The sequence below is a fragment of the Streptomyces sp. NPDC001985 genome (assembly GCF_040296845.1).
Lineage (GTDB): Bacteria > Actinomycetota > Actinomycetes > Streptomycetales > Streptomycetaceae > Streptomyces.
Genome location: NZ_JBEOYB010000037.1, coordinates 32,666 through 56,183 on the forward strand (window position 1 = coordinate 32,666; position 23,518 = coordinate 56,183).

Here is a 23,518-nt window from a genome sequence, read left to right on the forward strand (position 1 = left end):
CGCGGAGCGCCCCTGGGGCGGGCGGGGGTGGGACCGGTCAGGTGACGGTGGGACGCGTCCGGAAGGCGGGGGCCAGGTGCTCGCCGCCGGTCACCACGGCGCGCAGCTCCCGTACGGCGCGCAGCACGTCGCCGTGGGTGACGTACAGGGCGTTGAACCCGAAGCGGAGCAGGTCGGGGGCGCGCATGTCGCCGATGACGCCGCGGGCGGTGAGGGCGGCCACCAGCGGGTACGCCTCCGGGTGGCGCAGGGCGACCTGGCTGCCGCGGCGCGCCGGGTCGCGCGGGGTGGCCAGGGTGAAGCCGAGGCCGTCGAGGAGTGTGCCGGCGCACTCCTGGAAGAAGCCGGTCAGGGAGAGGCTCTTCTCCCGCACGGCCGTCATCTCGACCCCGTCGAAGGCCGTCAGCGCGGCCTCCAGGGCGAGCAGCGACAGCAGCGGCGGGGTGCTGACGCGGGCCCTGGCGATGTCCGCGGCGGGGGTGTACGTGCCGGACATGGCGAACGGCTCGGCGTGCCCGTGCCAGCCGGTGAGGGGGTGGTCGAAGTCGGCCTGGTGCCGGCGGGCGACATAGGCGAACGCGGGTGCCCCGGGGCCGCCGGAGAGGTACTTGTAGCCGCAGCCGACCGCGAAGTCCGCCTCCATGGAGTCGAGTTCGACGGGCATGGCGCCCGCCGCGTGGCACAGGTCCCAGTGCGTCAGGGCCCCGGCGGTGTGCGCGGCGGCGGTGAGCGCGGCCATGTCGTGCAGCTCCCCGGTGCGGTAGTCCACCGGGGCGTAGGCGGCGACGGCGACCTGACCGGCCTCGGCGGCCAGCACCGACGCGGCCTCGCGCGCCGGCACCCGGCGGACCTCCAGACCGAGGAGCCGGCCCACCGAGTCGGCGATGTACTGGTCGGTGGGGAAGTGATCGGGGTCGGTCAGCAGCAGCCGGCGGCCGGGGCGCATCCGGGCGGCGGCGAGCAGGGTGTTGAAGAGCTGGACACTGGTGGAGTCACCGGCGACCACCTGCCCGGGGGCCGCGCCGATCAGCCGGCCGACGGCGTCGCCCGTCCGGGCCGGCGCCTCCCACCAGCCGTTGCCGTTCCAGGAGCGGATGAGGTCGGTGCCCCACTGGCGGTGCACGGCGTCCTCGACGGCCGCCGGGACGGCGGAGGGCAGGGCGCCCAGGGAGTTGCCGTCGAGGTACACCACCCCTTCGGGGAGGAGGAAGCGGGCGCGGACATGGGCCAGGGGGTCTGCGGCGTCCAGCGCGGCGGCGCGTTCGGTCAGCACGGGGTGTCTCCGTCGGGGTGGGAGGGGGCGGTGGCGGTGGCGGCGGGGTGGGCGCCGGGGCGGGGACCGGTGTCGCGGTCCCGGGCGAGATCGAGCGCGATGTCCGTGAGCAGGTCCTCCTGCCCGCCGACCAGCCGCCGCCGTCCCGCCTCGACCAGCAGGTCGCGGGTGTCGAGACGGTGGCGCAGGGCCGTGGTCTCCGCGTGCCGCAGGAAGCTGGAGTAGACCCCGGCGTATCCGAGGGTCAGCGTCTCCCGGTCGACCCGCACGGGCCGGTCCTGGGTCGGCCGCACCAGCTCCTCGGCGGCGTCCATCAGCGGGAACAGCGCGCAGCCGTGTTCCCAGCCCATGAGGTCGAGGACCGCGACCACCGGCTCCAGCGGCGCGTTCCCGGCGCCCGCGCCCTGTCCTGCGAGGGAGGCGTCGACCCGGTGCGCCCCGGCCTCCACCGCCACGATGCTGTTGGCCACGCCGAGACCGAGGTTGTGGTGGGCGTGGATGCCGATCTCGGTGGCCGGATCGAGGACGTCGCGGTAGGCGCGCACCCGGTCCCGTACCCCGTCCATGGTCAGCCGGCCGCCGGAGTCGGTGACATAGACGCAGTGCGCGCCGTACGACTCCATGAGACGGGCCCGCGCGGCCAGTTCGGCGGGTGGGGCCAGATGGGACATCATCAGGAAGCCCGACACGTCCATGCCCAGTTCGCGGGCGAGGCCGATGTGCTGGGCGGAGATGTCGGCCTCGGTGCAGTGGGTGGCGACACGGACGGATGTGACGCCGAGGGAGTGGGCGCGGCGCAGATCGTCGGCGGTGCCGATGCCGGGCAGCAGCAGGGTGGTGAGCCTGGCCCGGTCGAGCACTCCGGCCGCCGCCTCCAGCCACTCCCAGTCGGTGTGCGCGCCGGGGCCGTAGGTGACGGAGGAGCCGGAGAGGCCGTCGCCGTGGGCGACCTCGACGGCGTCGACGCCCGCCGCCTCCAGGGCGGCGGCGATCGCCCGGACCTGATCGAGGGTGTAGCGGTGCGACACGGCGTGCATGCCGTCCCGCAGGGTGACGTCCTGGACGTAGACCTTGGTCATCGGACCCGGCTCCGTTCGGCCAGGCGCTCGGCGGTGCGCAGCGCGGCGGAGGTCATGATGTCGAGGTTTCCGGCGTAGGCCGGGAGGTGGTGGGCGGCGCCCTCGACCTCCAGATAGACGGAGACGAGGAGCCGTCCGCCGCCCGCGAGACCGGTCAGCGGGTCACCCGACGGCAGGGCGCGGAACTGCGGTTCCTGCTTGAGCCGGTAGCCGGGCACATAGGCGGCGACGGAGGCGGCCATCGCGTGCACGGACGCGGTGATCCGCTCCGTGTCGCAGTCGTCGACGACGCAGTGCACGGTGTCGCGCATCAGCAGCGGCGGCTCCGCCGGGTTGAGGACGATGATCGCCTTGCCGCGGGCGGCGCCGCCCACCCGTTCCAGGGCGCGGGAGGTGGTCTCGGTGAACTCGTCGATGTTGGCCCGGGTGCCGGGTCCCGCCGACCGCGAGGCGATCGAGGCGACGATCTCCGCGTAGTGGACCGGTGTCACGGCCGAGACGGCGGCGACGACCGGGATGGTGGCCTGGCCGCCGCAGGTGACCATGTTGACGTTCCGGGCGCCGAGGTGCTCGTCGAGGTTGACGGACGGGACGACATACGGGCCGATGGCCGCCGGGGTCAGGTCGACGAGGGTCTTGCCGTACGGTGCGAGCGCCGCGGCGTTGCGGTGGTGCGCGGCGGCGGAGGTGGCGTCGAAGACCACGCCGATCTCGTCGAAGCCGTCGAGCGCCAGCAGTCCGGCCACTCCGTCCGCGCGGGTGGGCACCCCGAGCCGGCGGGCCCGCGCGAGCCCCTCCGACTCCGGGTCGATGCCGATCATCGCGGCGGCGGTGACGCTCCCCCGCCCTCTGATGATCTTGATGAGGAGATCGGTGCCGATGTTGCCCGATCCGATCACTGCCGCTCTCATCGGACGGCCTCCTTCGCCCGGGGGGCCAGACCGAAGAAGCGGACGGCGTTGCCGCCGAGGACGGCCGCGCGTTCCGCCGGGGCGAGCGCGCTCTCCCGTACCAGCCGGCCGATCTCCTCCTCGCCGAGCGGGAAGGGGTGGTCCGAGCCGAGCAGCACCCGTTCCGGGCCCATCACGTCCACGAGGAGCCGCAGCGCTCCGGGGTCGAAGACGGCCGAGTCGACGGAGAAGCGGTCGGTGTAGTGCGAGGGCGGGTGCGGGGTGTCGGCGCGTACGAGGTCGCGGCGGTGCCAGGCGTTGTCGGCGCGGCCCAGGAGGTACGGGAAGCTGCCGCCGCCGTGGGCGAACATCAGCCGCAGCGACGCGGGGAGGCGTTCGAAGGCGCCGGAGAGGATCAGCGACAGGATCGTCAGATGGGTCTCGCCGGCCATGCCCGCCAGCCAGGCGAGCATGTACCGGGAGAACCTCGGCCCGGAGGGCAGGTCCCAGGGGTGGACCAGGACCGCCGCGTCCTGCTCGGCGCAGTGCGCGAGGAATTCGAGCAGCGCCCCGTGGTCGAGGTCGCGGTCGCCGAGGTGGTTGCCGATGTGGACGCCGTGGAAGCCCTGGCGCATCGCCTCGCTGAGCGTCTCGCAGGCGGCCTCGGTGTTCTGGAGCGGGACCTGGCACAGCGGGGCCAGCCGGTCCGGGGCGTGGGCGGCGTACCGCAGCAGATGGGAGTTGACGGTGCGGCACCAGTCGATGGCGCGTTCGGGTGCGAGACCGTAGCCGAAGAGCATCGGGGTGCTGGACAGCACCTGCGTGCCGACACCGAGCCGGTCCAGGTCGGCGACGCGGGCCGCCGGGTCCCACAGTGTGCGGCCCACCGGGCGGTACTCGGCGGAGCCGGCCATCATCATCCCGGCGTCCGGTCCGTCCGTGGTGCGCAGCCAGGGGCCGTCGTCGGAGCCGGTGAGCAGCCGGGACTCGGCGCGGCCGATCTCCGGGAAGACATGGGCGTGCACATCGACGACGGTCATGCGCCGGCCTCCTCGTCGCGGCGGGTGCGGGGCCGCAGCTCCTCGGGCCAGTCCCGGCCCGGGTGGACCGCGCCGCACCGCGGGCAGGTGCGGGCGTCGGCGTCGGCGTAGAAGGCGCCGAACACCGGCGGCAGGTCGTCGACGATCGAGGTGAGCTGGACCTCGCTGCGGTGCACCAGGTGGTGGCACTCGACGCAGTACCACTCGAAGGCGTCGCGGTGTCCCGGCGGCCGGGCGAACTCGACGACGAGGCCCACGCTGTCCTCCTCCGGCCGCTGCGGGGAGTGCCGCAGACGCGCCGGGGCGAGGAACACATCGCCCTCCCGGATGTGGATGTCGCGCGGCGGCCGGCCCGGCTCCTCCATGACGCGGAGCACCATGTCGCCCTTGAGCTGGTAGAAGAACTCCTCGATGGGGTCGTCGTGGAAGTCGGTGCGCCGGTTGGGGCCGCCCACGACGGTGACCATCAGATCGGCGTCCCGCCAGATCTGGACATTGCCGACCGGTGGCCTGAGCAGATGGCGGTGTTCCTCGATCCAGGACTGGAGGTTGAACGGTGTCATGGTCATCGGCGCTGTTCCTCGGTCTGGGGAAGGTGGGCCACGGCGCTGATCTCGATCAGCAGATGGGGGTGGGGGAGCTGGTGCACGGCGACGGTGGTGCGGGCCGGCCCGTCCTCGTCGAAGTACTCGGCGTAGACCTCGTTGTAGCCGCCGAAGTCGTTCATGCCGACGAGGTACGCGGTGACCGACACCAGGTCGTCCAGGCGCCCGCCGACCGCCGCCAGCAGGCTCGCGATGGTGTCGAGCACGGCCCGGGTCTGGACGCGGATGTCCAGGTCGGTCACGCCCATCGGGTCGGCGCTCGCGCCGGCGAAGGTGCCATCGGGGCGGCGGGAGCTGGTGCCGGAGACGAAGACGAGGTCACCCGCGCGCCTCAGGTGCGGGAAGCGGCCGCGGGGCGGGGCGGCGCCGGGGACGATCACGCGCCCTCCCCGGTGGTGGTCCGGGCGGCCCCGGTGGTGAACTGGACGGTGCCGAGGCCCGCGACGGTGGCCCGGACGCAGGTGCCGGGCGGCAGGGGGACGGCGGCGGTCGCCGCGCCGGCGAGGATCACGGTGCCGGGCTCCAGCGGACCGGCGAGCCGGGCCGCGGCGGCGAGCGCCCGCAGCGGGTGCCCGAGGATCGCGGCGGTGGAACCCGCCTCGGCGGGGCGTCCGCCGAGTTCGAGCAGGACGCCGAGGTTGCCCAGGTCGCCAAGGGCCCGCCAGGGCCCCACGGCGTAGGCCGCCGCGGAGGTGTTGTCGGCGATCACCTCGGGGAGGGAGAACCGGAAGCCGTCGTAGCGGGAGTCGATGACCTCCAGCGCGGGCGCCACGGCCGCGACCGCCGCCGCCGGGTCGGCGTCGCCGGGGCGCAGGGTCGCGCCCAGGAGGAAGGCCACCTCCGGCTCGACCCGGGGATGGATCAGCCCCGAGAGGTCGTACCGTCCCCCGTCGGGGATCTCCATCCGGTCGGTGAGCCGTCCGTGGATCAGATCGGCCACGCCCATCTGGCGCATCTTGGCGGCGCTGGTGAATCCCAGCTTGACGCCGGTGATCCGCTCCCCCCGGGCCAGCCGCCGCAGGACCAGGGCCTCCTGGACGGCGTACGCCTCGGCGGTGACGGTCAGCCCGCTGCCGCCGCCCGGCAGCGGGCGCGCCTCCAGCGCGGCGGTGTCGAGGGACTCGGCCAGCGCGTCGGCGCTCATCGGAGTGCCCCTTCCCGGCCGGCGGGCCCGAAGGCCGCGCGCACGGAGCCCAGGCCGTCGATCCGGGCCTCGAACACATCACCGGGCCCGACGGCCGCCATGGGCCCGAGCGCGCCGGTGAGGACGGTGTCCCCCGCCCGCAGCGGACGGCCGAGCCGTACGAGCGTGTCGGCCAGCCAGACGGCGGCGTGCAGCGGGTTCCCGAGGCAGGCGACGCCCGCACCGGTGGAGACGGGCTCGCCCCCGCGCTCCAGCACCATGCCGGCGGTCCGCAGATCGAGGTCCCGCAGCGGCACGGGCCGGGTGCCGAGGACGTACGCGCCGCTGGAGGCGTTGTCGGCGATGGTGTCCACGGCCGAGATGTCCCAGTCGCGGATGCGGCTGCCGACCACCTCGATGGCGGGCAGCGCGAAGTCGGTCGCCCGGATCACCTCGGCCACCGTGTGCCGCTCGTGGAGGAGGTCGTGTCCGAGGACCAGGGCGACCTCGGCCTCGGCCCTCGGCTGGAGCACCGAGCCCCAGGGGATCTCGGCGCCGTCGGGCACGGCGGTGTCGTCGAGCAGCGCCCCGAAGTCCGGTGTGCCGACGCCGAGCTGACGCCGTACGGCGGCCGAGGTCAGGCCGATCTTCCAGCCGGTGAGGCGGCGGCCCCCGGCGCGGCGGCGGTCGGTGAGGACGGACTGGACGGCGTAGGCGGCGTCCAGGTCCCCGGGCGGGAGGAGGTCGCGGACCGGGGCGCAGGGGACGCCGGCGCGGTGCGCGTCGGCGAGGCGCTCGGCGGCCCTGGTCACCCGTTCGTCCGGCTGGTTGATGATCTCGTCCGTCGTGCTCACAGCTTCACGCACACATTCATCGGTTCGGAGAAGAAGTCGAGGGAGTGGTCGCCGCCCTCACGGCCGATCCCGGAGGCCTTCACCCCGCCGAAGGGGGTACGGAGGTCGCGCAGATTCCAGGTGTTGACCCAGGCGGTGCCGACGTCGAGGGCGGCGGCGACCCGGTGCGCGCGGCTCACGTCGCCGGTCCACACCGTGGCGGCCAGCCCGTACGGGCCCGCGTTGGCGAGGGCCAGCGCCTCCTCCTCGGTGTCGAACGGCGCCAGGTGCACGACCGGTCCGAAGATCTCGTCCCGTACCGCCGGGTGGTCCTCCGGCAGTCCGGCCAGCACGGTGGGCTCCACCCAGAACCCGCCGTCCCGCTCGTCCCCGAAGCGCGGCACCCCGCCGCCCGCCAGGACCTCGCCGTCGGCGGCGGCCCGCTCCAGATGGCCCAGCACCTTGTCCCGGTGGGCGGCGGAGACCATCGGGCCGTAGCCGGACAGCTCCCTCGCCCCGGAGGCCAGCGCCGCCGCGAAGGCGTCGAGAACGGGCCGCTCCACGTACACCCGCTCGGTGCAGAGGCAGACCTGCCCGCTGTGGGTGAAGGCCGAGCGGAGGGTGCCCTCGACGGCCCGCTCCAGATCCGCGTTGGCGAAGACGAGCCCGGCGTTCTTGCCGCCCAGTTCGAAGGAGACCGGCGCCAGCCGGGCCGCCGCCGCCCGCATGATCGTCGACCCGGTGCGCGACTCGCCCGTGAAGGCCACGGCGTCCACCCCGGGGTGCTCGGTGAGCCACTGGCCGGCCCCGTCCGCGCCCGGTCCGTGCACCAGGTTGAAGACGCCCGCCGGGACCCGCGCGTCGGCCATCACCTCGGCCAGCAGACAGGCCGTGCCGGGGGTGAGTTCCGACGGCTTGGCGACCACCGTGTTGCCCGTCGCCAGGGCGGGAGCGACCTTCCAGGTGAGGAGGAGCAGCGGCAGGTTCCACGGCGAGATCACCGCGACCACGCCGAGCGGCTTGTGGACGGTGTAGTTCAGCGCGCCGCGCCCGTCGGGGGTGATGGTGTGCCAGGACCGCTCGCTCCGCCCGGCCAGAAGGTCCGCGTACGAGCGGAAATTGGCCACCGCCCGCGGGATGTCGACCGCCGAGGCCAGCTCGCGGGGCTTGCCGGTGTCGGCGCACTCGGCGGCGACGAACTCCTCGAAGCGCCGCTCGATCCCGTCGGCGATCCGGTGCAGCAGCCGTGACCGCTCCGCCGGGCTCCATCCGGCCCACGGCCCGCGCAGCGCCTCCCGGGCCGCGCGCACCGCCCGGTCGACCACCTCCCGGGGCGCCGCCGGCACCTCGCCGACGGCGCGTCCGGTGACCGGGTCGACGAGCGGGAACGGCACGCCGGACGCGTCGAACGCGCCTCCTACGTGATGCCGCACGGGTGAAGCCACCTTGCAGACCTCCATTGCCGAGCCAGGGGATGTCCGAAAATCGCCCCCGGGGTGTGCCGGTATAGTGCACCCACCCAGCTATGCCGATCCAATGCCGATCGGCGCGTGAGATATAGCGATCCTGGTATGTCGCGGGACCGGCCTCCTCCGGCCGCCCCGCCTCACCGGAAGGAGCCCGCGGGGATGGACCTCCTGGACGGCCGGCTGAAGTTCCGGCATCTGTCCCTGCTCATCGCGGTGCACGAGCACGGGAGCGTCGTACGGGCGGCCGAATCGCTGCACCTCACCCAGCCCGCCGCCACCCGGACCCTCCAGGAGCTGGAGGCCATCGCCGATCTGCCGCTCTTCGTCCGCGTACCGCGCGGGATGCGGCCCACCGTCTACGGCGAGGCGCTGGCGGAGCACGCCCGCGCGGTGGTCGCCGAGGTCCGGCGGGCCGGGGAGCACCTCACCGGGCTGCGGCAGGGACGGGAGGGCACGGTGACCGTGGGCACCCTGCTGGCCGGCGCGAACGTGCTCCTGCCCCGGGCGGTCGCCGGGCTCAAACGGGAACGGCCCCGGCTCACCGTGGTCGTACGGGAGGGCACCCCGGACGTCCTGCACCCGGCGCTGCTGGCGGGTGAGTTGGACGTCATCGTCGGCCGGGTGGGATCGGCCCCGGCGGAAGGGGACGGGCTGCGCCAGCGGATGCTCTACCGGGAGCCCATCCGGCTCGCCGTCCGCTCCGGCCATCCGCTCCTCGGTGCCGCGGACGTCACGCTCCCGGACACCCTCGGGTTCCCCTGGATTCTGCCGGTCGAACAGACCGCTCTGCGCCAGGAGCTGGGCGCCCTCTTCGTGGACCGGGGCCTCGCCCTGCCCGCCGACCGGGTCGAGTGCACCTCCATCCTCACCATGCGGGCGCTGCTCCTCCAGACGGACATGGTGGCGCTCCTGCCCGAACTGGTCCTGCGCGACGACGAGCACCTCGCCGCGCTGCCGGTCGGGCTCCCCTCGGTGGGCCGCACGGTGGGCACCACCGAGGCGGCCCACCGCACCCGCACCCCCGCCCTGCGGTCACTGCTCCACCATCTCGACCGGGAGGCGGTCCTGCTGCGCGAGACACTCGGCGGCCCCCCGGCGGCCCCTTAGACCGTCTCTCTCGGCTCTCGCCGGGCTCGCGAGCCCCGGCACCGGACCCCGCTCACCGGCCCGGCCCGAACCGAGAGAGACTCCCCGGTTCGGCCCGGCTCCCGCCGCGCCGAGGGTCCCCGCGCGGCGCGGGCACCGGCCCGGCGAACCGGGAGTTCACCCGTCCGCGCGCGGCGGGAGCGCCCCCGCGTCGGCCTTGCGGGCGAGCAGGTGCACCTCCTGGAACTGCCGCCGGTCGGTGGGCTGCGGCTCCCGGATCATCCGGGCCACCTCGGCCAGCCCGGCCTCGCGCAGCGTCGCGGCGAGATGACCGGGCGACCAGCGATGGGCCGGGGCGACCGCGTGGTCGAAGGACTGCGTCAGGAGCGACGGGCCGTCGGTCGCCGAGAAGCCGATCAGCAGATGGCCGCCGGGCGCCAGCACGCGATGGAACTCCGCGAGGACGGCGGGGACTTCCGGGGGCGGGGTGTGGATGATGGACCACCGGGCGAGCACACCGCCCAGCGCGCCGTCGGCGATGTCCAGCGCGGCCATCGAGCCGACGTCGAACCGCAGCTCCGGATGGGCCCGCCGGGCCAGCGCGATCATCGCGGGCGAGGCGTCGACACCGGAGGCCGCGAGGCCCAGCCCGGCCAGATGAGCGGTGACATGGCCGGGCCCGCACCCCAGGTCCGCGACCCGCGCGTGCCCGCTCCCGGCGACGGCCTCGGCGAAGGCGCCCAGGATCGCGCGGTCCAGGGGGCTGTCGCGCAGCGAGTCGCGGAACAGTTCCGCGTAGGCGGTGGCGGCGGCGTCGTAGGCCTCGCGGGTGGCGGTGAGGGCATCGTGTTCGACCATGCACGCGACAGTAGTTGCCGGGACGGGGCGGGATGGGACCGGGACGGGGCGGGGAGGCCCCGAGCCGCCGGCACCGGCCGTCCGGCCCCGCGCGCCCGCGTGCCCGCGTGCCCGCGCCGAGGCCTCAACTCACCTGCGTGGAGGCGCCATTGACAGTCCCCGGGATCGGCGCCACGGTGAGGGTCCTTCTGTGACCCGAGACCGGAGGTCGCCCCTTGGCCGGTTCGTCAGTACCCCGTTCGGACACCGACCTCGTCGCACGCCTGCGCGAGCTCCGGCCGCTCATCCGCTCGCACGCGGCGCGCGCCGAGCAGCGGCGGCGGGTGACGGACGAGGTGACCGAGGCTCTCGCGGGCGCCGGAATCCACCGCATGAACGCGCCCCGCCACTACGGGGGCTACCAGTCCTCGCTGCGGACCCAGGTCGACGCGCTGAGCGAGATCTCCACCGCCTGCGGGTCGGCCGGGTATCTGGCGCTCATCCAGGCCGGGACCTCGTTCATCGCGGCCCTGTTCCCCGACGAGGCCCAGGACGAGATCTTCACCAGCCCCGACGCGCGGGTCGGCGGCACGCTCATCCCGAGCTCGAAGGCCGTTCCGGTGGACGGCGGTTACACGGTGAACGGAAGGTCCCCCTTCGCGACCGGCTGCCGGACCGCCGACTGGCACCTGCTGACCGCGCTGGACGACACCGGCGAGGGCCCGGCGCGGATGCTGTGGCTGGCGATCCCCCTGGCCGATCTCACGGTGCTGGACGACTGGGACGTCACCGGTCTGGCCGGGAGCGGCAGCGACACCGTCGTCGCCGAGAACGTCCATGTGCCCGCCCACCGCGTCCTGCCGGTGGGGCCCCTGCTGGAGGGAACGTTTCCGTCCCGGCGCAACAGCGCCGACCCCTTCTACGGGATGCCGGTGATGCTGCTGTTCTGCGCCTGGACGGCCGCGAGCGCCCTCGGCCTGGGCCGGGCGGCGCTGGCGGAGTTCGCGGAGCGCATACCGCGGCGCGGCATCACCTACACCTTCTACGAGCGCCAGCACGAGGCACCGGTGACCCATCTCCAGTTCGCCGAGGCCGCGATGAAGGTCTCCGCCGCGGAACTGCTCGCCGCCGACTTCGTGGGGCTGATCGAGTCCAAGGCGGCCGGCGGGGAGCCGTACACCACCGAGGAGCGGGCCAGGATCAGGGCGCAGTGCGGCTATCTGGCACGGCTGAGCAAGGAGGCCGTCGACCTGATCGGGTCCGCCTCGGGCGCCTCGTCCCTGCACCGGGAGGTGCCGATCCAGCGGATCGTACGGGATGTGAACGCCCTGAACCTGCACTCGTTCGTCAACCCCTCCGCCAATCTGGAGCTGTACGGAAGGGTGCTGTCGGGGCTCGACGCCGGGACGCCCTTCCTCTAGGTCGTCTCTTTCGGATCGTGCCGGGGCTCGCGAGCCCTGACCCCGCTCACCGATCCGGCACGATCCGAAAGAAACTCCCCAGGGCGTTTCGCCGGGGCCTCACCCTCCCCGCCCCGGGTCACCCGGTCCCGCGAGGGCGCCCCGGGGTCGCCGCGGGACCGGGTGACCGTCGCTCCGGTGGCGCGGACACCGGCCCGCCGCGCGCGCGGGGAGTGCGACGACCCCTTCCACCCGGGGGAAACAACGGGACACATACCCACTAGGGGTATGCTGTGCGCCATGGGATCGGATCGGGGAGCACAGGCGGCGCGCGTGCTGCTCCTCGTCGCCCTGCTGCTCTTCGGGATCGCCGCCATGCACACCCTCGGCCATCCTTCCGGGCCCCGCGCCGCCATCCCGGCCGGGCCGGCCTCCGAACCCGCCGCCGTCCTCGCGCCCCCGGGCCACGGCACACCCGCCCGGGCCACGGCTCCGCTCTTCGCCGCCGGCACGGTCACCATCACCGGCCACGAGCCGGATTCCGGTGCCGTCGTCACGCTCGGACCGCACCACGGACCCGCACCCGCCGCCGGTCACGGCACCCCCGAACCCGCCCCCGCACCAGGGGAGCACGGCATGGATTCGGCGATGGTCTGCCTCGCGGTCCTCGGGGCCTGCGCTGCCGTCCTGCTCGTCGCCGCCGGCCGCCGGCTCCCGCGCGGCGCCCGGCGGCGCGAACGGGCGGGCCCGGCGATGCCGCGCGCCCCGGCGCCGGCCCCCGCCCCTCCCTCGCCCCGGACGCTCCTCGCCCAGCTGTCGGTCCTGCGGACCTAGACCGCCGTCCCGCCGCCCCCCGCCTCCCCCGGCGGCGGCCGGCACGGCCCGTCCGTATGCCCTGTTCCGACACCACCACGAGGTGCACCCACTCATGCGTACGCACATCACACGCCGCTCCATGACCACGGCATCACTCGCCGTCGCCGGGTCGGGCCTGCTGGCCGCCTGCTCCGGCGCGGGCTCCGGCTCCGGCTCCGGCGGGAGCCACACCGGGCACGGGGGCGGCGGGCCCGCCGGGAGGCCCACGAGCCCGGGGAGCGCCACCGGGTCCGGGGAGTTCGTCGCGCCCGACGGCGCGGAGGTCGCCGCCGCCGAGGCGGAGCGCGGCGGCGGCCCCGAGCGGAAGGTGCGGCTCACCGCGACCCCCGCGCGGCTCGACATCGGCGGGCGGACCGTCCGCAGCTGGGCCTACGGCGACCGGCTGCCGGGCCGGGAGATCCGGGCCACCGCCGGGGAGACCCTCGCCCTGACCCTCGCCAACAACCTCCCCGAGACCACTTCCCTCCACTGGCACGGGCTCGCCCTCCGCAACGACATGGACGGTGTCCCCGGGCTCACCCAGCGGCCCGTCCGGGCGGGCGGGGAGTTCCTCCACCGCTTCGCCCTGGCCCACCCGGGGACGTACTGGTTCCACCCCCACTCCGGGGTCCAGCAGGACCGGGGCCTGTACGCGCCGCTGATCGTGGAGGACCCCAAGGAGCCCCTCGCGTACGACAGGGAGTGGGTCGTCGTCCTCGACGACTGGGTCGACGGTGTGGACGGCTCCACACCGGACGCCGTCCTGGCCGAACTCCGCGAGGGCATGGGCGGCGGCGGCCACGAGGGACACGGCATGACCGGTGTGTCGCTCACCCGGGGCACGAGCGCTCCGGACCCCGGGGGCCCGTCGCGGATGATGATGGGCGCGAACAGCGATCTCCTCGGCGGGGACGCCGGGGACGTGGCGTACCCGCACTATCTGGTCAACGGCCGCACCCCCGGCGCCCCCACCTCCTTCGCCGCGAAGCCCGGCGACCGCATCCGGCTGCGGATCATCAACGCGGGCGGCGATACGGCCTTCCGCGTCGCCCTCGGCGGCCACGAGATGACCGTCACCCACACCGACGGCTTCCCGGTCCGCCACGCGAGGACCGACGCCCTGCTGCTGGGCATGGGCGAGCGCTACGACGTCCTGGTGACCGCCGGCGACGGCGTCTTCCCCCTCACCGCCGTCGCCGAGGGCAAGAAGGCCGCCGCCCTCGCCCTGCTGCGCACCGGCGGCGGTTCCGCGCCGACCGCGTCCGTACGCCCGAAGGAGCTGGACGGGCGGCTGCTGACCGCCGGGAAGCTGCGGGCGCACGCCTCGGTCGCACTCCCCCGGCGGGCGCCGGACCGCACCGCCGAGATCGTACTGACGGGCGGGATGGCGAGGTACGACTGGGCCTTCGACGGTGAGCCGTACGCCCCCGGACCGCCGCGCCACGCCGTCCGTGCCGGTGAGCGGGTACGGCTGGTCTTCCGCAACAGGACCTCCATGTGGCACCCGGTCCATCTGCACGGCCACACCTTCGCCCTGGCGGACGTCCCCGGCGGACCGCGCAAGGACACCGCGATCGTGCTCCCCGGCAGCACCCTGACCGTCGACTTCGACGCCGACAACCCGGGGCTGTGGATGATCCACTGCCACAACGTCTACCACGCGGAGGCGGGGATGATGACCACCCTCGGCTACCGGAAGTAGCCCCCGCCGCGCGGGCCCCGCGCCAACGGCGCCACGGGCCCGGGCTCCTCGGAGAGCCCGGGCCCGCGTCGCGGCGTCCGGGAGGCGGGGGATCTGCGAACCCGGAGCCGGCCTGGGGAGTTTCTCTCGGATCGGGCCGGATCGGTGAGCGGGGTCCGGTGCCGTGGATCGCGAGGCGGAGGAGGGAGCCCACGCGGAGCGCCGGCGACCGACGACAACGCGGCGAGGCGCGGTGCCAGGGCTCGCGAGCCCCGGCACGATCCGAAAGAGACGACCCAGGTTCTGCGACGGCCCGTCGATCCCCGGCCGGGGGCGCCCGGGGTCAGGGGCGCGGACCCATCGCCTCCGGACACGGCCTTCCCTCGCGGGAACCGGCCGCGCGCCCCGCGCCCGGCCGGCCGTCGCCTTCCCGGCCCTGGGAGAGGCCCGGCATGGGGGCCAACCCTGGCCTGGCGCGGGTCAGCGGTGTCCGGTGCTCGTGAGTTCGCACCGCCCGTCCGCGCAGGACCGCTTCCACCGTCCCATCGACACTGTCCGCACCAGCCCGATCGTCCAGCAGAGCGGACAGCCGCGCAGCGCGAGGAGTCCGAGCGGAGCCAGCAGCAGGCTCCACGGGCCGATGGCCGGAAGGAGGAGCACCGAACCGGCCAGTGCGCCGAAGCCCGCCGCGCCGCGCGCCAGGTGCCGGGGCACCGACGTGCTCGCGAAGGCGGGGCCGGTGGTCATCGGCGCTCCCCCGGAGCCGGACCGGAACCGTCGCGCAGGGTTTCGCGCAGCGTCGCACGGGCGCGGTGGAGGCGGGACTTCATCGCGGCGGTGGTGAGGCCGAGCGCGTCGGCGGTCCGCCGGCCGCTCTCTCCCTGGACATCACGCATGATCAGCACCCTGCGCTGGTCGGCGGGGAGCGCGAGAATCGCGTTCACCACCCAGTCCGCCTCCAGCCGCTCCAGCACCTCGTCCTCGGCGGATCGCCGTGCGGAAGCGGCGGAGTGACCGGCGGTGCTTGTGGCGCCGGCGCCCATCGGGTCCTCCGGGCGGCGCAGCCGCCGTACGCGGCGCAGACACTCGTTGCGGACGATGCGGAACATCCACGACGCCAGCGCCCCGGAGGCACGGAGCATCCCGATCCTCCGGTAGAGGATGATCAGCGCCTCCTGCGCCGCGTCCTCGGCGTCCTCCGGTGAGGCGCAGAGCGAGTGGGCGAAGCGCCGCACGTGCGGGTGGGAGCCGGAGAGCAGCGCGGCGGTCGCCTCGGAGTCGCCCCGCTGCGCGGCCAGGACCAGCCGCTCGCCGGGCCAGGTCGGGTCAGCCACGGGAACGCCCCCGCCCGCGGAGTACGAGAACGGCGCAGAGGCAGATGAGGACAGCCGCTGTGATGACGGCACCGACGAGCATGGATTACCTCCGTGTTCCGTGCCCACCATGGTGTGGGCACATGAAGAAGAGGCGCGGCGGGTCCGAAAGGATTCACGGACCGCGCGACGGCGGCCGGGGCACGGCTCCCACCGGCTCGGGCGACGGAGCCGGCTCCGGCTCCGGCTCCGGCGGCGCGGGCCGCGGGCCGGTGGCTGCCCGTCCGGACGCCCTCCGCGCCTCCGGCGCAGACCCGCCGGAACGCCTCGCGGAACGGTGCCGCGCGGTCGCGCGGAACGACGGCGGCGCGGACACCCGTCCCGTGTCGCGGTGTTCCCGAGGTCCCCGGTGGAGGGATGGCCGGAAACGAGTGGTGGTACGGGACGCCTCAAACCGCGCCGGGCCGCGGTCCGTGGTCACCAGGAGGACCCCGAGACAGGAGGCCACCCGTGCCGCTGCCCAGCTATCCCTTCATCGACTCCGTCAGTTCCGACCACTGCCCCCGGGGAATGAGGCTGCTGGAGGACGGGCCGGTGGTGCGCGCGCGGACCGGTACGGGCGCGGAGGAGATCGAGATCTGGCTCGCCCTCAGCCACCGGGCGGTCCGCCAGGTCCTCGGGGACGCGCGCTTCAGCCGGGCCGCGGCCCTGGAGGCGGAGCTGCCGGCCCTCCTGCGCGTCAACAACCTTCCCGGGGTCCTGACGAGCCTGGACCCGCCCGTGCACACCGCTTTCCGGCGCCTGATGGCAGGGGCGTTCAGCCCACGGATGGTCCGCGGTCTGGAGCCCGCGATCCAGCGGACCACCGATGGACTCCTCGACGCGCTGGAGCTGCCCGGCGATCTGATCCGGCCCTTCACCGCGGCACTCCCGATCATGGTGATCTGCGAGCTGCTCGGGGTACCGCACCGGGACCGGGAGCAGATCCGGGCGTGGACCTTCCCGCTGCTCTCGGTCCATGCCCACGCCCAGGAGGAGCTGGCGGCTGCCCTGGCGGCGATCGCTTCCTACGTCGGGGAGCTGATCGAGGAACGCCGCCGCCACCCCGACTCCAGACTCATCTCGGCCTTTGTCGCCACGAACGACCGGGAGCGGGTGATGTCCGACGCCGAGTTGGTCACCAATGTGCAGGGGCTGCTGCTCGCCGGGCACGAGGCGACCGTCAACCAGATCAGCAACTCCCTCATCACCCTCTTCGCCCATCCCGATCAGCTGGCGCTGGTCAAGGAGCGGCCCGAGCTCTGGCCCGCCGCCATCGAGGAGTTGATGCGGCACTCGAAGATGACCGATGGAATCCTGCCGCGGATCGCCCTGGAGGACATCGAGCTGGAGGGGACCCGGGTGCGCGCGGGTGAGGTGGTCATTCCCATGGTCGCGGTGGCCAACCGCGACGCGGCGGCCTTCCCCGACCCCTACCGGCTCGATCTGGCGCGCCCCGGGTCGGCCGCGCACCTGGCGCTGGGCCACGGCCCGCACTTCTGCCTGGGGGCCCAGCTCGCCCGGATGGAACTCAAGGTCGCCCTGCGTTCGCTGTTCACCCGCTTCCCCGCCCTCGCTCCCTCCGGGCCACTGGACGAGCTGCGCTGGAAGGACGGTCTGATCGTGCGGGCCGCCGTCGAGCTGCCCGTGGAACTCGTCGCGGGCTGACGGCCGCCGCGCCGCGGGTGATCCGGGAGCCGGGCAGGGTCCCGCCGGCCTCCCGGTTCAGCCGTTCCAGCGCTTGCGGGCGCACGATGGTGTCCCTCGGCCGGCGCGGACAACGGCGCGGTACGGACATGGACTTCGCCCGGGGCCCGGGGCCCGGGGCTCAGGGCTCAGGGCTCAGGGCTCAGGGCTCAGGGCTCAGGGCCCGGGGCCCTCTACGCCGCCTTTCGGAGCGCGGTGAGATGGGCGAAGACCACGACGTTGGCCGAGTAGCCGGACTTCTTGTCGAAGCGTCCGCCGCAGGTCAGAAGCCGGAGTTCCGGGCGGGCGGCAGGTCCGTACACCGTGTCGTCCGGGAACTCGCTCTTCTTGTAGGTCTTGACGGCGTCGACGGTGAACACCGCCGTACGCCGGTCCGCGCGGACGACCTCGACCTTCTGGCCCCGCTTCAGCGCGTTGAGGTTGAGGAAGATGGCGGCTCCTGTCCGGGTGTCCCGGTGGCCGACGATCAGAGCCGTACCCGTTTCTCCCGGGGAGGGGCCGCCCCGGTACCAGCCGGCGGCCCTGGGCTTGCTCAGCGGGGGCGCGCCGAGGCGGCCCTCGGTGTCGAGGCCGACACCGAGGAGCGGGGCCTCGATCACGATGGCGGGGATGGACAGTTTCACGGGGCGGGAGGGCGACAGCGGCGCGTGGGACGCCGCCGCCTTCTCCGGCGGCCGGTGCGGGTCCTCTGGGGACGGCGGCGGCGCGCCGCCCGCGGCGTCGGAGCCGCGGGCGGCGGACATCGTCCCGGGCGATTCCCCGCTCACCCAGACGATGCCGGTCACCAGGGAGGAGACCGCGCACAGCGTCATGGTGAGACGGCATGCGCGGCTCGGTCCCCGTCGTCGCCGGCAGGGCCGGCTAGGCCTCGCCACGGGAGCGGCGTCGCGCTGCCCTGCGGGCCAGCACCAGCCCGGCGGCACCCGCCGCGCCGGCGACCAGCGCGGTGGCCGTCCCGATCTCCGCCGGGGACGCGGCGCTCTCCACGGTGGGCACGCCGCCGCCGCCCGCCGGCACGGGGCCGGACGGCTTCTCATAGGTCCGGCCGGGGTTCTTGCCCTCGTCGCAGTGGACCACGAAGGTCTTCTGCTTGGTCACACCGCCGGGGACCGTCCACTGGAGCTGGTACGTACCGTCGGCCAGCCGGTACTCGTTGCTGCGGGCCCTGCCCTGGTCGAGGGGCAGATTCCCGGTCAGGGTGTCACCGGGTGGGACGGTGGGCGGGCGGACGGTGATCGTCCAGGCGATGGCCGGGAGGGTTTCGAAGTTGTCCGCGACGAGCTTGAACTTGCAGACCGCGCCGTCGCGTTGGGCGCCCCAGCCCGCGCCGGAGGCCAGAATGGTGAGGTCGCCGCTGTCTCCCGGTGCCGCGTACGCGGCGGGCGCGGCGGCCAGAGCGAGCCCCGCGGCGAGTACGACCGCCGCCGCCGCGGAGGTGCGGGTGCCGCGGGGGTGGACAGAATGGGGGATGTGCATGGTGGGCTCCTTCAAGCCGGAATGATTGTCGTACTAATCGCGTGACGGTCCAAGGGAGGCACGGGCGGCCGGGGAGCGGGGCGGGAAACGCCGGTGAAGCGGGAGAAATCGCCCGACTGGCGGACATCCGCGACGCCGCCCGGAGCCGGGCCGCCGGGCCGCCGGTCGCCCGGCATCGGACCACCGGGCATCGGGCCGCCGGGGCGCGCGCACCGGCCGCGCGCACCAGGACGGCCGTGTCAGAGGCGGTGGACACCCTCCCGGAAGTACGGCGCCGAGCGGCCGTCACGGACGGCATCGCCGGGGTCGACCCGGTGACGGTGACCGGCGCGCGCCGTCCGGCCTGGGACGACGGCGGCGGCCAGTCCGCGGTCTGGTACTTCGCGGAGGACGGTCGCGTGCTGCTGCTGACGTTCGACCACGAGTCGGCGCTGAATCCGTACGCCGAGGAGGACTTCGCCCTCCAGGATTCCTTCTGCGGGGGCGTCCCCGACGCCCTCGTCGCCCTGGTCCGCGACCGTCCCGAGAACGACGAGTCGCTGAACCTCACGGACTCCGCCACGGGCCGGACGATTCACCGCGCGGGCGGTGTTGTCCGGTACGACGGTACGCGCCGGCACGTGTCCGACGGTCTGGCGGAGCACTGCCGCCGCGAGGGCTGCGGCCTCTTCGGCGAGTCCGGCTTCGCCTACTGCCTGAGCGTCCGGCGCTTCGGCCGGGGCTTCACCCCGGAGACCGTGGTGCCGATCCTGGACGGGGACGGCCGGCACGAGGACGAGAAGGAGAGGGAAGCGGACCTGTCCGGCGTCCGCGAGATCGTCGCCCGGCACGGCCGGGGAGTCTCTTCCGGATCGGCCGGATCAGGCACCAGGGCTCGCGGGCCCGGCCCGAGGGCTCGCGGGCCCGGCCCGATCCGCACGGGACGACCCGGGTCCTCCGGCTGCCGTCCCCGTCGCGGCGGCCGGGGGATCTCGGTGGTCAGGCCGCCGCGGGGAGGGCCCGAGGGCGTGATGGCCGGGCTCGCCGCCCGGAGCCGCTTCGCGCGGGCCCCGGGAGGCGGGCCGGGCCATCACGGAGCCGGGTCAGAAGGAGCGGGGCAGTTTGACGACGGTGACGAAGAAGTCGTCGATCTGCCGGATCGCCTTCATGAACTGGTCGAGGTCGACGGGCTTGGTCACATAGGCGTTGGCATGGAGCCGGTAGCTGCGGAGGATGTCCTCCTCGGCGGCCGATGTGGTGAGGACCACCACGGGGATGTGACTCAGCTCCGCGTCGGATTTGATCTTTTCCAGTACCTGGCGCCCGTCGTACTTGGGCAGGTTGAGATCCAGCAGGATCAGATCCGGGCGCGGAGCGTTCGCGTGCTCCTTGCGGCGATAGAGGAAATCGAGGGCCTCCAGCCCGTCCCGTACGACATGGAGGGTGTTCCCGATCTTGTTGTCCTCGAAGGCCTCCCGGGTCATCAGCTCGTCGCCCGCGTCGTCCTCCACGAGGAGGACTTCGACGGGGCGGTGCGGGAGCGTGCTCATGGGGTGATTCCTCCGTGGGATTCGGTCGGGCGGGTTGACGGAGGCGCCGGAACCGCCGAGGCGGCCGGGCTGCCGTCATCGGATTCCGCGCCGGGGGCGGGGGGCGCTGCGGGCAGGGTGAAGACGATCCGGGTGCCGTCCCCGTACTCCTGGTCCACCCATATGCGGCCGCCGCTGTGCTCCACGATCTTCTTGCAGAGCGACAGTCCGATGCCGGTGCCGCTGTAGACAGCCCGGCTGTGGAGCCGCTGGAAGATCACGAAGACCTTGTCCGCGAACTCGCCCGGAATCCCGATGCCGTTGTCGGTCACCGCGAAGGTCCACACTCCGGTGGCCCCCTCCTCCGCGCTGTGGCCGGCGGTGATCTCGATCCGGGGAACGCGGTCGGGGCTGCGGAACTTGACGGCGTTCCCGACGAGGTTCTGCCAGAGCATCGTGAACAGGGTGGGGTCGCCCTGGACGGCGGGCAGGGGGTCCGGGACGACGATCTCGGCGCCGGAGTCGGCGATGGCGACCGAGAGATCCCGGACCGCCCGGTCCAGCGACTCGTCCAGGGCGACGGTCCGGACGCTGTCGTGGAGCCTGCCGACCCGGGAGAAGGTCAGCAGATCGTTGATGAGGACCTGCATGCGCTTGGCCCCGTCCACGGCGAAGGAGATGTACTGCGTGCCGCGTTCGTCCAGCCGGTCGCCGTAGCGCCGCTCCAGGAGCTGGCAGAAGGAGGCCACCTTGCGCAGCGGCTCCTGGAGGTCGTGCGAGGCGACATAGGCGAACTGCTCCAGTTCGGAGTTCGAGCGCTCCAGTTCGATGCGCTGCTCCTCCAGATCGGCGGCCTGCCGGGCGAGCGTCTCCTCGTTGTGGCGGGAGGTGTCCAGCTCGGTGACGATCCGTTCCCGCATCGCCTCGACCGAGCGGGTGAGTGCCTGGAGGTCGGCCGGGCCGCGTTCCGGGATGTGATGGGTGAACGCGCCATCGGCGACACGCTGCGTGGCGAGCCGTGTCGCGGTGAGGGGGCGGCCGACGGCGTAGTGGATCAGGGCGGCCAGACCTCCGGCGGTGACCACGAAGGCGCCGAGAATGACGGCGAGGGCCAGGTCCTGCCGGTCGCCGGCCCGGGTGAGTTCGGCGCGGGCCCGCTCCCGTTCGGCCTGGAGCCGCCGCTGCTGGGCGTCGAGGGCCGCGCGGACCTCGTCGAAGCCGGCCTTCCCCGCGTTGTGCGCGAAGGGCGCGCGGGTCTTCTCCGCCCGGATGGCGGGCTCGGCGAACCGGGTGCGCCAGGTGTGCGCGGTCCGCTCGACCTGTTCCAGGTCGGCGGCGGGCCCGGGATCGGCCCGGAAGAGATCGGTGAGGCGGTCGCGGATGCCCCCCTCGGCGGCCAGACCCCGGTGGTAGGGCTCCAGAAGGGCCGGGTCACCGGTGAGCAGATAGCCGCGCACGCCGGTCTCCTGGTCCAGGAGGGCCGCCTTGAGCTGGAACGCCTCGGCCCGCGCGGGGGCGATGTCGTCCACGAGATGCGCGTTGGCCCGTTCCGTCTCGTTGAGGGCCACGGCGCCGACCGTACCGGCCACCGCGGTGACCGTGCCCATCACCAGCAGAGCGAGCAGGAACCACGCCTGGACGGTGAGTCCCCGGAACGCGCGCCGGGGACCGGTGGCGGAGGTCCCGGCGCGCGCGGCCGTCGCCCCGGGCGCCGGGGTGGCGGGGGTGGTGGGGTCATGGGGTGTGGTGCGGGTGGTCACGTCGGCTCGTTCCAGTCCAGGTGCAGGAGGGCGGTGTCGTCCGTGTGCCCGCCGGATTCCGCGGAGAGCGCCCGGACCTCGTCGATCAGCCCGTCGACGAACGCCTCGGAGGGGAGTGCGTCGAGGCGCCGCGCGAGAGCGAGCAGGCCTTCCTCGCCCAGCCGGTCGGGGCCGTTTCCGGTGCGGCCCTCGATCAGGCCGTCGGTGTAGAGGGTGATCGCCCCGTCGAGCGGCAGCTCCAGCCGGGTCGCGGGCCACTCGGCGGCTTCGGGCAGCAGTCCGAGCACCGGGCCGGGGGGAGCGTCCTGGTGCCGGACGCCGGCGGCGGAGCGGATCAGGAAGCCGGGGTGGCCGGCGCGCAGCACCTCCGCCCGGCGTTCCCCGAGGTGCAGGGTGAGGCTGGTGAGGGAGGCGAAGATCTCGGGGCCCGAGCGTTCGGCGACCAGGACCTCCTCCAGCAGCTCCAGGAGCCGCTGGCCGCGGACCCCGGCCAGGACGAACGAGCGCCAGGCCACCCGCAGACAGACGCCGAGGGCGGCCTCGTACGGGCCGTGCCCGGAGACGTCCCCGATGACCGCGTGCGTCACCCCGTCCCTGGTCTGCACCACATCGTAGAAGTCACCGCCGAGGAGGGCGTGGGCACGGCCGGGACGGTAGCGGGCGCAGACCCTGATCCGGTCGTCGCGGAGCAGGGGTGTGGGCAGCAGGCCGCGCTCCAGACGGCTGTTCTCCTCCGCGCGGAGACGTTCGGCCTGGAGCGCCGCCGAGGCCAGCTCGGCATGCTTGCGCTGGATGGAGTAGCGGACGGCGCGGGCGAACAGGTCCGGCTCCAGCCGCCCCTTGACCAGGTAGTCCTGTGCGCCGGCCGTGACGGCGGCCAGTCCGGCCTGCTCCTCGGCCAGTCCGGTGAGCACCAGGACGGCGGAGGTGCCGGCGACCTCGATGACGCGTTCCAGGGCCTGGAGACCCTGGGCGTCGGGGAGGTGCAGGTCCAGCAGGACACAGTGCGGGCGTTCCTCCCGGATGCGGGGCAGCGCTTCGCCGAGGCTGCGGGCCCACCCCAGGTCGAGGGCCATGTCGCTGTCGGTGACCAGCTCCTCGACCAGCAGGGCGTCGCCGGGGTCGTCCTCGATCAGCAGCACCGTCGGACGCGCCTCCGGCCAGGCGGGGGCGTGGGGCACGGCCGTGGCGGAGCGGCGCGGGGCCGTCCCGGCGGGGCCGGGCTGCGGCGGGACCGGTCTGCCCGCACCGCCCGTGATCGCCGCCCCCACGGGTTCGAACCCCATCTCGGCACGCTCCTTCTGCTGGCGGGTACTCCAGCTCATGGGGCGCGCGGCCGCCACGGTGAAGATTCGGACAAACACCGAGCAGCCTAATTGAGAACCGGAGGGTTCCGTGCGGGAGCACGGGACATCGCGCGGGGGCCCGGACGGCGGGGACGGCCCGCACGGCGTACGCGCCCGCGTGGCCCGGTCGGGCGCGGGCGGTCGGGGCGGCCGGTGGCGGGGGGGCAGGGGGGAACCGCCCGGCTCCACCCTGCCGGG

The 23,518-nt window shown here is 74.2% G+C and carries 23 protein-coding genes; 5 read left to right on the top strand and 18 right to left on the bottom strand.

What is annotated here, in order from left to right; genetic code table 11:
• Positions 1-37 precede the first annotated feature (37 nt).
• Genes kynU through ABT122_RS18420 form a run of 9 tightly spaced genes read right to left on the bottom strand, consistent with a single transcriptional unit; the run spans position 38 to position 8,276 of the window.
• On the bottom strand, positions 38-1,273 hold the full coding sequence (gene kynU, locus ABT122_RS18380; protein ID WP_351552711.1) for a kynureninase: 1,236 nt from the start codon (positions 1,271-1,273) through the stop codon (positions 38-40).
• Positions 1,267-2,352 (bottom strand): 4-hydroxy-2-oxovalerate aldolase, encoded by a 1,086-nt coding sequence (gene dmpG, locus ABT122_RS18385; protein WP_351552714.1) that lies wholly within the window; start codon positions 2,350-2,352, stop codon positions 1,267-1,269. The genes kynU and dmpG overlap by 7 nt, the downstream gene beginning before the upstream one ends.
• Positions 2,349-3,263 carry an acetaldehyde dehydrogenase (acetylating) gene (locus tag ABT122_RS18390; RefSeq protein WP_351552717.1) on the bottom strand — a complete coding sequence of 305 codons (915 nt, stop codon included), beginning with the start codon at positions 3,261-3,263 and terminating at the stop codon, positions 2,349-2,351. Before ABT122_RS18390 ends, dmpG begins: the two co-directional genes overlap by 4 nt.
• The gene (locus ABT122_RS18395) at positions 3,260-4,282 is read right to left on the bottom strand and encodes an amidohydrolase family protein (RefSeq protein ID WP_351552720.1); all 1,023 of its coding nucleotides are present in this window, start codon (positions 4,280-4,282) and stop codon (positions 3,260-3,262) included. Before ABT122_RS18395 ends, ABT122_RS18390 begins: the two co-directional genes overlap by 4 nt.
• On the bottom strand, positions 4,279-4,851 hold the full coding sequence (locus ABT122_RS18400) for a 3-hydroxyanthranilate 3,4-dioxygenase (protein ID WP_351552723.1): 573 nt from the start codon (positions 4,849-4,851) through the stop codon (positions 4,279-4,281). The genes ABT122_RS18395 and ABT122_RS18400 overlap by 4 nt, the downstream gene beginning before the upstream one ends.
• A complete protein-coding gene (locus tag ABT122_RS18405) occupies positions 4,848-5,267 on the bottom strand; it encodes a RidA family protein (protein WP_351552725.1) in 420 nt (139 codons plus the stop codon). Before ABT122_RS18405 ends, ABT122_RS18400 begins: the two co-directional genes overlap by 4 nt.
• Positions 5,264-6,031 (bottom strand): 2-keto-4-pentenoate hydratase, encoded by a 768-nt coding sequence (locus ABT122_RS18410; protein WP_351552727.1) that lies wholly within the window; start codon positions 6,029-6,031, stop codon positions 5,264-5,266. Before ABT122_RS18410 ends, ABT122_RS18405 begins: the two co-directional genes overlap by 4 nt.
• Positions 6,028-6,864 (bottom strand): 2-keto-4-pentenoate hydratase, encoded by an 837-nt coding sequence (locus tag ABT122_RS18415; protein ID WP_351552730.1) that lies wholly within the window; start codon positions 6,862-6,864, stop codon positions 6,028-6,030. Before ABT122_RS18415 ends, ABT122_RS18410 begins: the two co-directional genes overlap by 4 nt.
• Positions 6,861-8,276 (bottom strand): 2-hydroxymuconic semialdehyde dehydrogenase, encoded by a 1,416-nt coding sequence (locus ABT122_RS18420; RefSeq protein WP_351552733.1) that lies wholly within the window; start codon positions 8,274-8,276, stop codon positions 6,861-6,863. The genes ABT122_RS18415 and ABT122_RS18420 overlap by 4 nt, the downstream gene beginning before the upstream one ends.
• A gap of 195 nt (positions 8,277-8,471) precedes the next feature.
• Here ABT122_RS18420 and ABT122_RS18425 point away from each other — a divergent pair, with 195 nt between their 5' ends.
• A complete protein-coding gene (locus ABT122_RS18425; protein ID WP_351552736.1) occupies positions 8,472-9,419 on the top strand; it encodes a LysR substrate-binding domain-containing protein in 948 nt (315 codons plus the stop codon).
• Between the two features lie 156 nt (positions 9,420-9,575).
• Here the strand turns inward: ABT122_RS18425 and ABT122_RS18430 are convergent, their stop codons facing one another.
• Positions 9,576-10,256 (bottom strand): class I SAM-dependent methyltransferase, encoded by a 681-nt coding sequence (locus tag ABT122_RS18430; RefSeq protein ID WP_351552739.1) that lies wholly within the window; start codon positions 10,254-10,256, stop codon positions 9,576-9,578.
• Positions 10,257-10,471: 215 nt separating this feature from the next.
• On the opposite strand from ABT122_RS18430, the gene ABT122_RS18435 reads away from it, so the two are divergent.
• The 3 genes from ABT122_RS18435 to ABT122_RS18445 all read left to right on the top strand — a co-directional run bounded on the left by ABT122_RS18435 (position 10,472) and on the right by ABT122_RS18445 (position 14,192).
• The gene (locus ABT122_RS18435) at positions 10,472-11,656 is read left to right on the top strand and encodes an acyl-CoA dehydrogenase family protein (protein WP_351552742.1); all 1,185 of its coding nucleotides are present in this window, start codon (positions 10,472-10,474) and stop codon (positions 11,654-11,656) included.
• A 279-nt stretch (positions 11,657-11,935) separates the two neighbouring features.
• Complete coding sequence (locus ABT122_RS18440; protein ID WP_351552744.1) at positions 11,936-12,469, top strand: hypothetical protein; 534 nt, start codon at positions 11,936-11,938, stop codon at positions 12,467-12,469.
• A gap of 94 nt (positions 12,470-12,563) precedes the next feature.
• Entirely contained in the window at positions 12,564-14,192 is a 1,629-nt protein-coding gene (locus tag ABT122_RS18445) for a multicopper oxidase family protein (RefSeq protein WP_351552747.1), read from the top strand.
• A gap of 459 nt (positions 14,193-14,651) precedes the next feature.
• Here the strand turns inward: ABT122_RS18445 and ABT122_RS18450 are convergent, their stop codons facing one another.
• Both ABT122_RS18450 and ABT122_RS18455 read right to left on the bottom strand, forming a co-directional pair.
• Positions 14,652-14,918: a hypothetical protein gene (locus ABT122_RS18450; RefSeq protein ID WP_351552750.1), complete on the bottom strand. Its 267-nt coding sequence runs from the start codon at positions 14,916-14,918 to the stop codon at positions 14,652-14,654.
• The gene (locus ABT122_RS18455; protein WP_351552753.1) at positions 14,915-15,505 is read right to left on the bottom strand and encodes an RNA polymerase sigma factor; all 591 of its coding nucleotides are present in this window, start codon (positions 15,503-15,505) and stop codon (positions 14,915-14,917) included. The genes ABT122_RS18450 and ABT122_RS18455 overlap by 4 nt, the downstream gene beginning before the upstream one ends.
• Positions 15,506-15,994: 489 nt before the next feature.
• Here ABT122_RS18455 and ABT122_RS18460 point away from each other — a divergent pair, with 489 nt between their 5' ends.
• Complete coding sequence (locus ABT122_RS18460) at positions 15,995-17,191, top strand: cytochrome P450 (protein ID WP_351552756.1); 1,197 nt, start codon at positions 15,995-15,997, stop codon at positions 17,189-17,191.
• Between the two features lie 212 nt (positions 17,192-17,403).
• On the opposite strand, the gene ABT122_RS18465 is transcribed toward ABT122_RS18460, so the two are convergent.
• The 6 genes from ABT122_RS18465 to ABT122_RS18490 all read right to left on the bottom strand — a co-directional run bounded on the left by ABT122_RS18465 (position 17,404) and on the right by ABT122_RS18490 (position 23,260).
• Positions 17,404-18,042 (bottom strand): class F sortase, encoded by a 639-nt coding sequence (locus ABT122_RS18465; RefSeq protein ID WP_351552759.1) that lies wholly within the window; start codon positions 18,040-18,042, stop codon positions 17,404-17,406.
• Positions 18,043-18,091: 49 nt separating this feature from the next.
• A complete protein-coding gene (locus ABT122_RS18470) occupies positions 18,092-18,706 on the bottom strand; it encodes a hypothetical protein (RefSeq protein ID WP_351552762.1) in 615 nt (204 codons plus the stop codon).
• Positions 18,707-18,945: 239 nt separating this feature from the next.
• Positions 18,946-19,326, bottom strand: coding sequence for a hypothetical protein (locus ABT122_RS18475; protein ID WP_351552765.1), 381 nt, complete (start codon positions 19,324-19,326; stop codon positions 18,946-18,948).
• A 462-nt stretch (positions 19,327-19,788) separates the two neighbouring features.
• Entirely contained in the window at positions 19,789-20,235 is a 447-nt protein-coding gene (locus ABT122_RS18480) for a response regulator (RefSeq protein WP_351552768.1), read from the bottom strand.
• Positions 20,232-21,821 carry a sensor histidine kinase gene (locus tag ABT122_RS18485; protein ID WP_502976160.1) on the bottom strand — a complete coding sequence of 530 codons (1,590 nt, stop codon included), beginning with the start codon at positions 21,819-21,821 and terminating at the stop codon, positions 20,232-20,234. The genes ABT122_RS18480 and ABT122_RS18485 overlap by 4 nt, the downstream gene beginning before the upstream one ends.
• A gap of 149 nt (positions 21,822-21,970) precedes the next feature.
• Positions 21,971-23,260, bottom strand: coding sequence for a PP2C family protein-serine/threonine phosphatase (locus tag ABT122_RS18490; protein ID WP_351552774.1), 1,290 nt, complete (start codon positions 23,258-23,260; stop codon positions 21,971-21,973).
• Positions 23,261-23,518 lie beyond the last annotated feature (258 nt).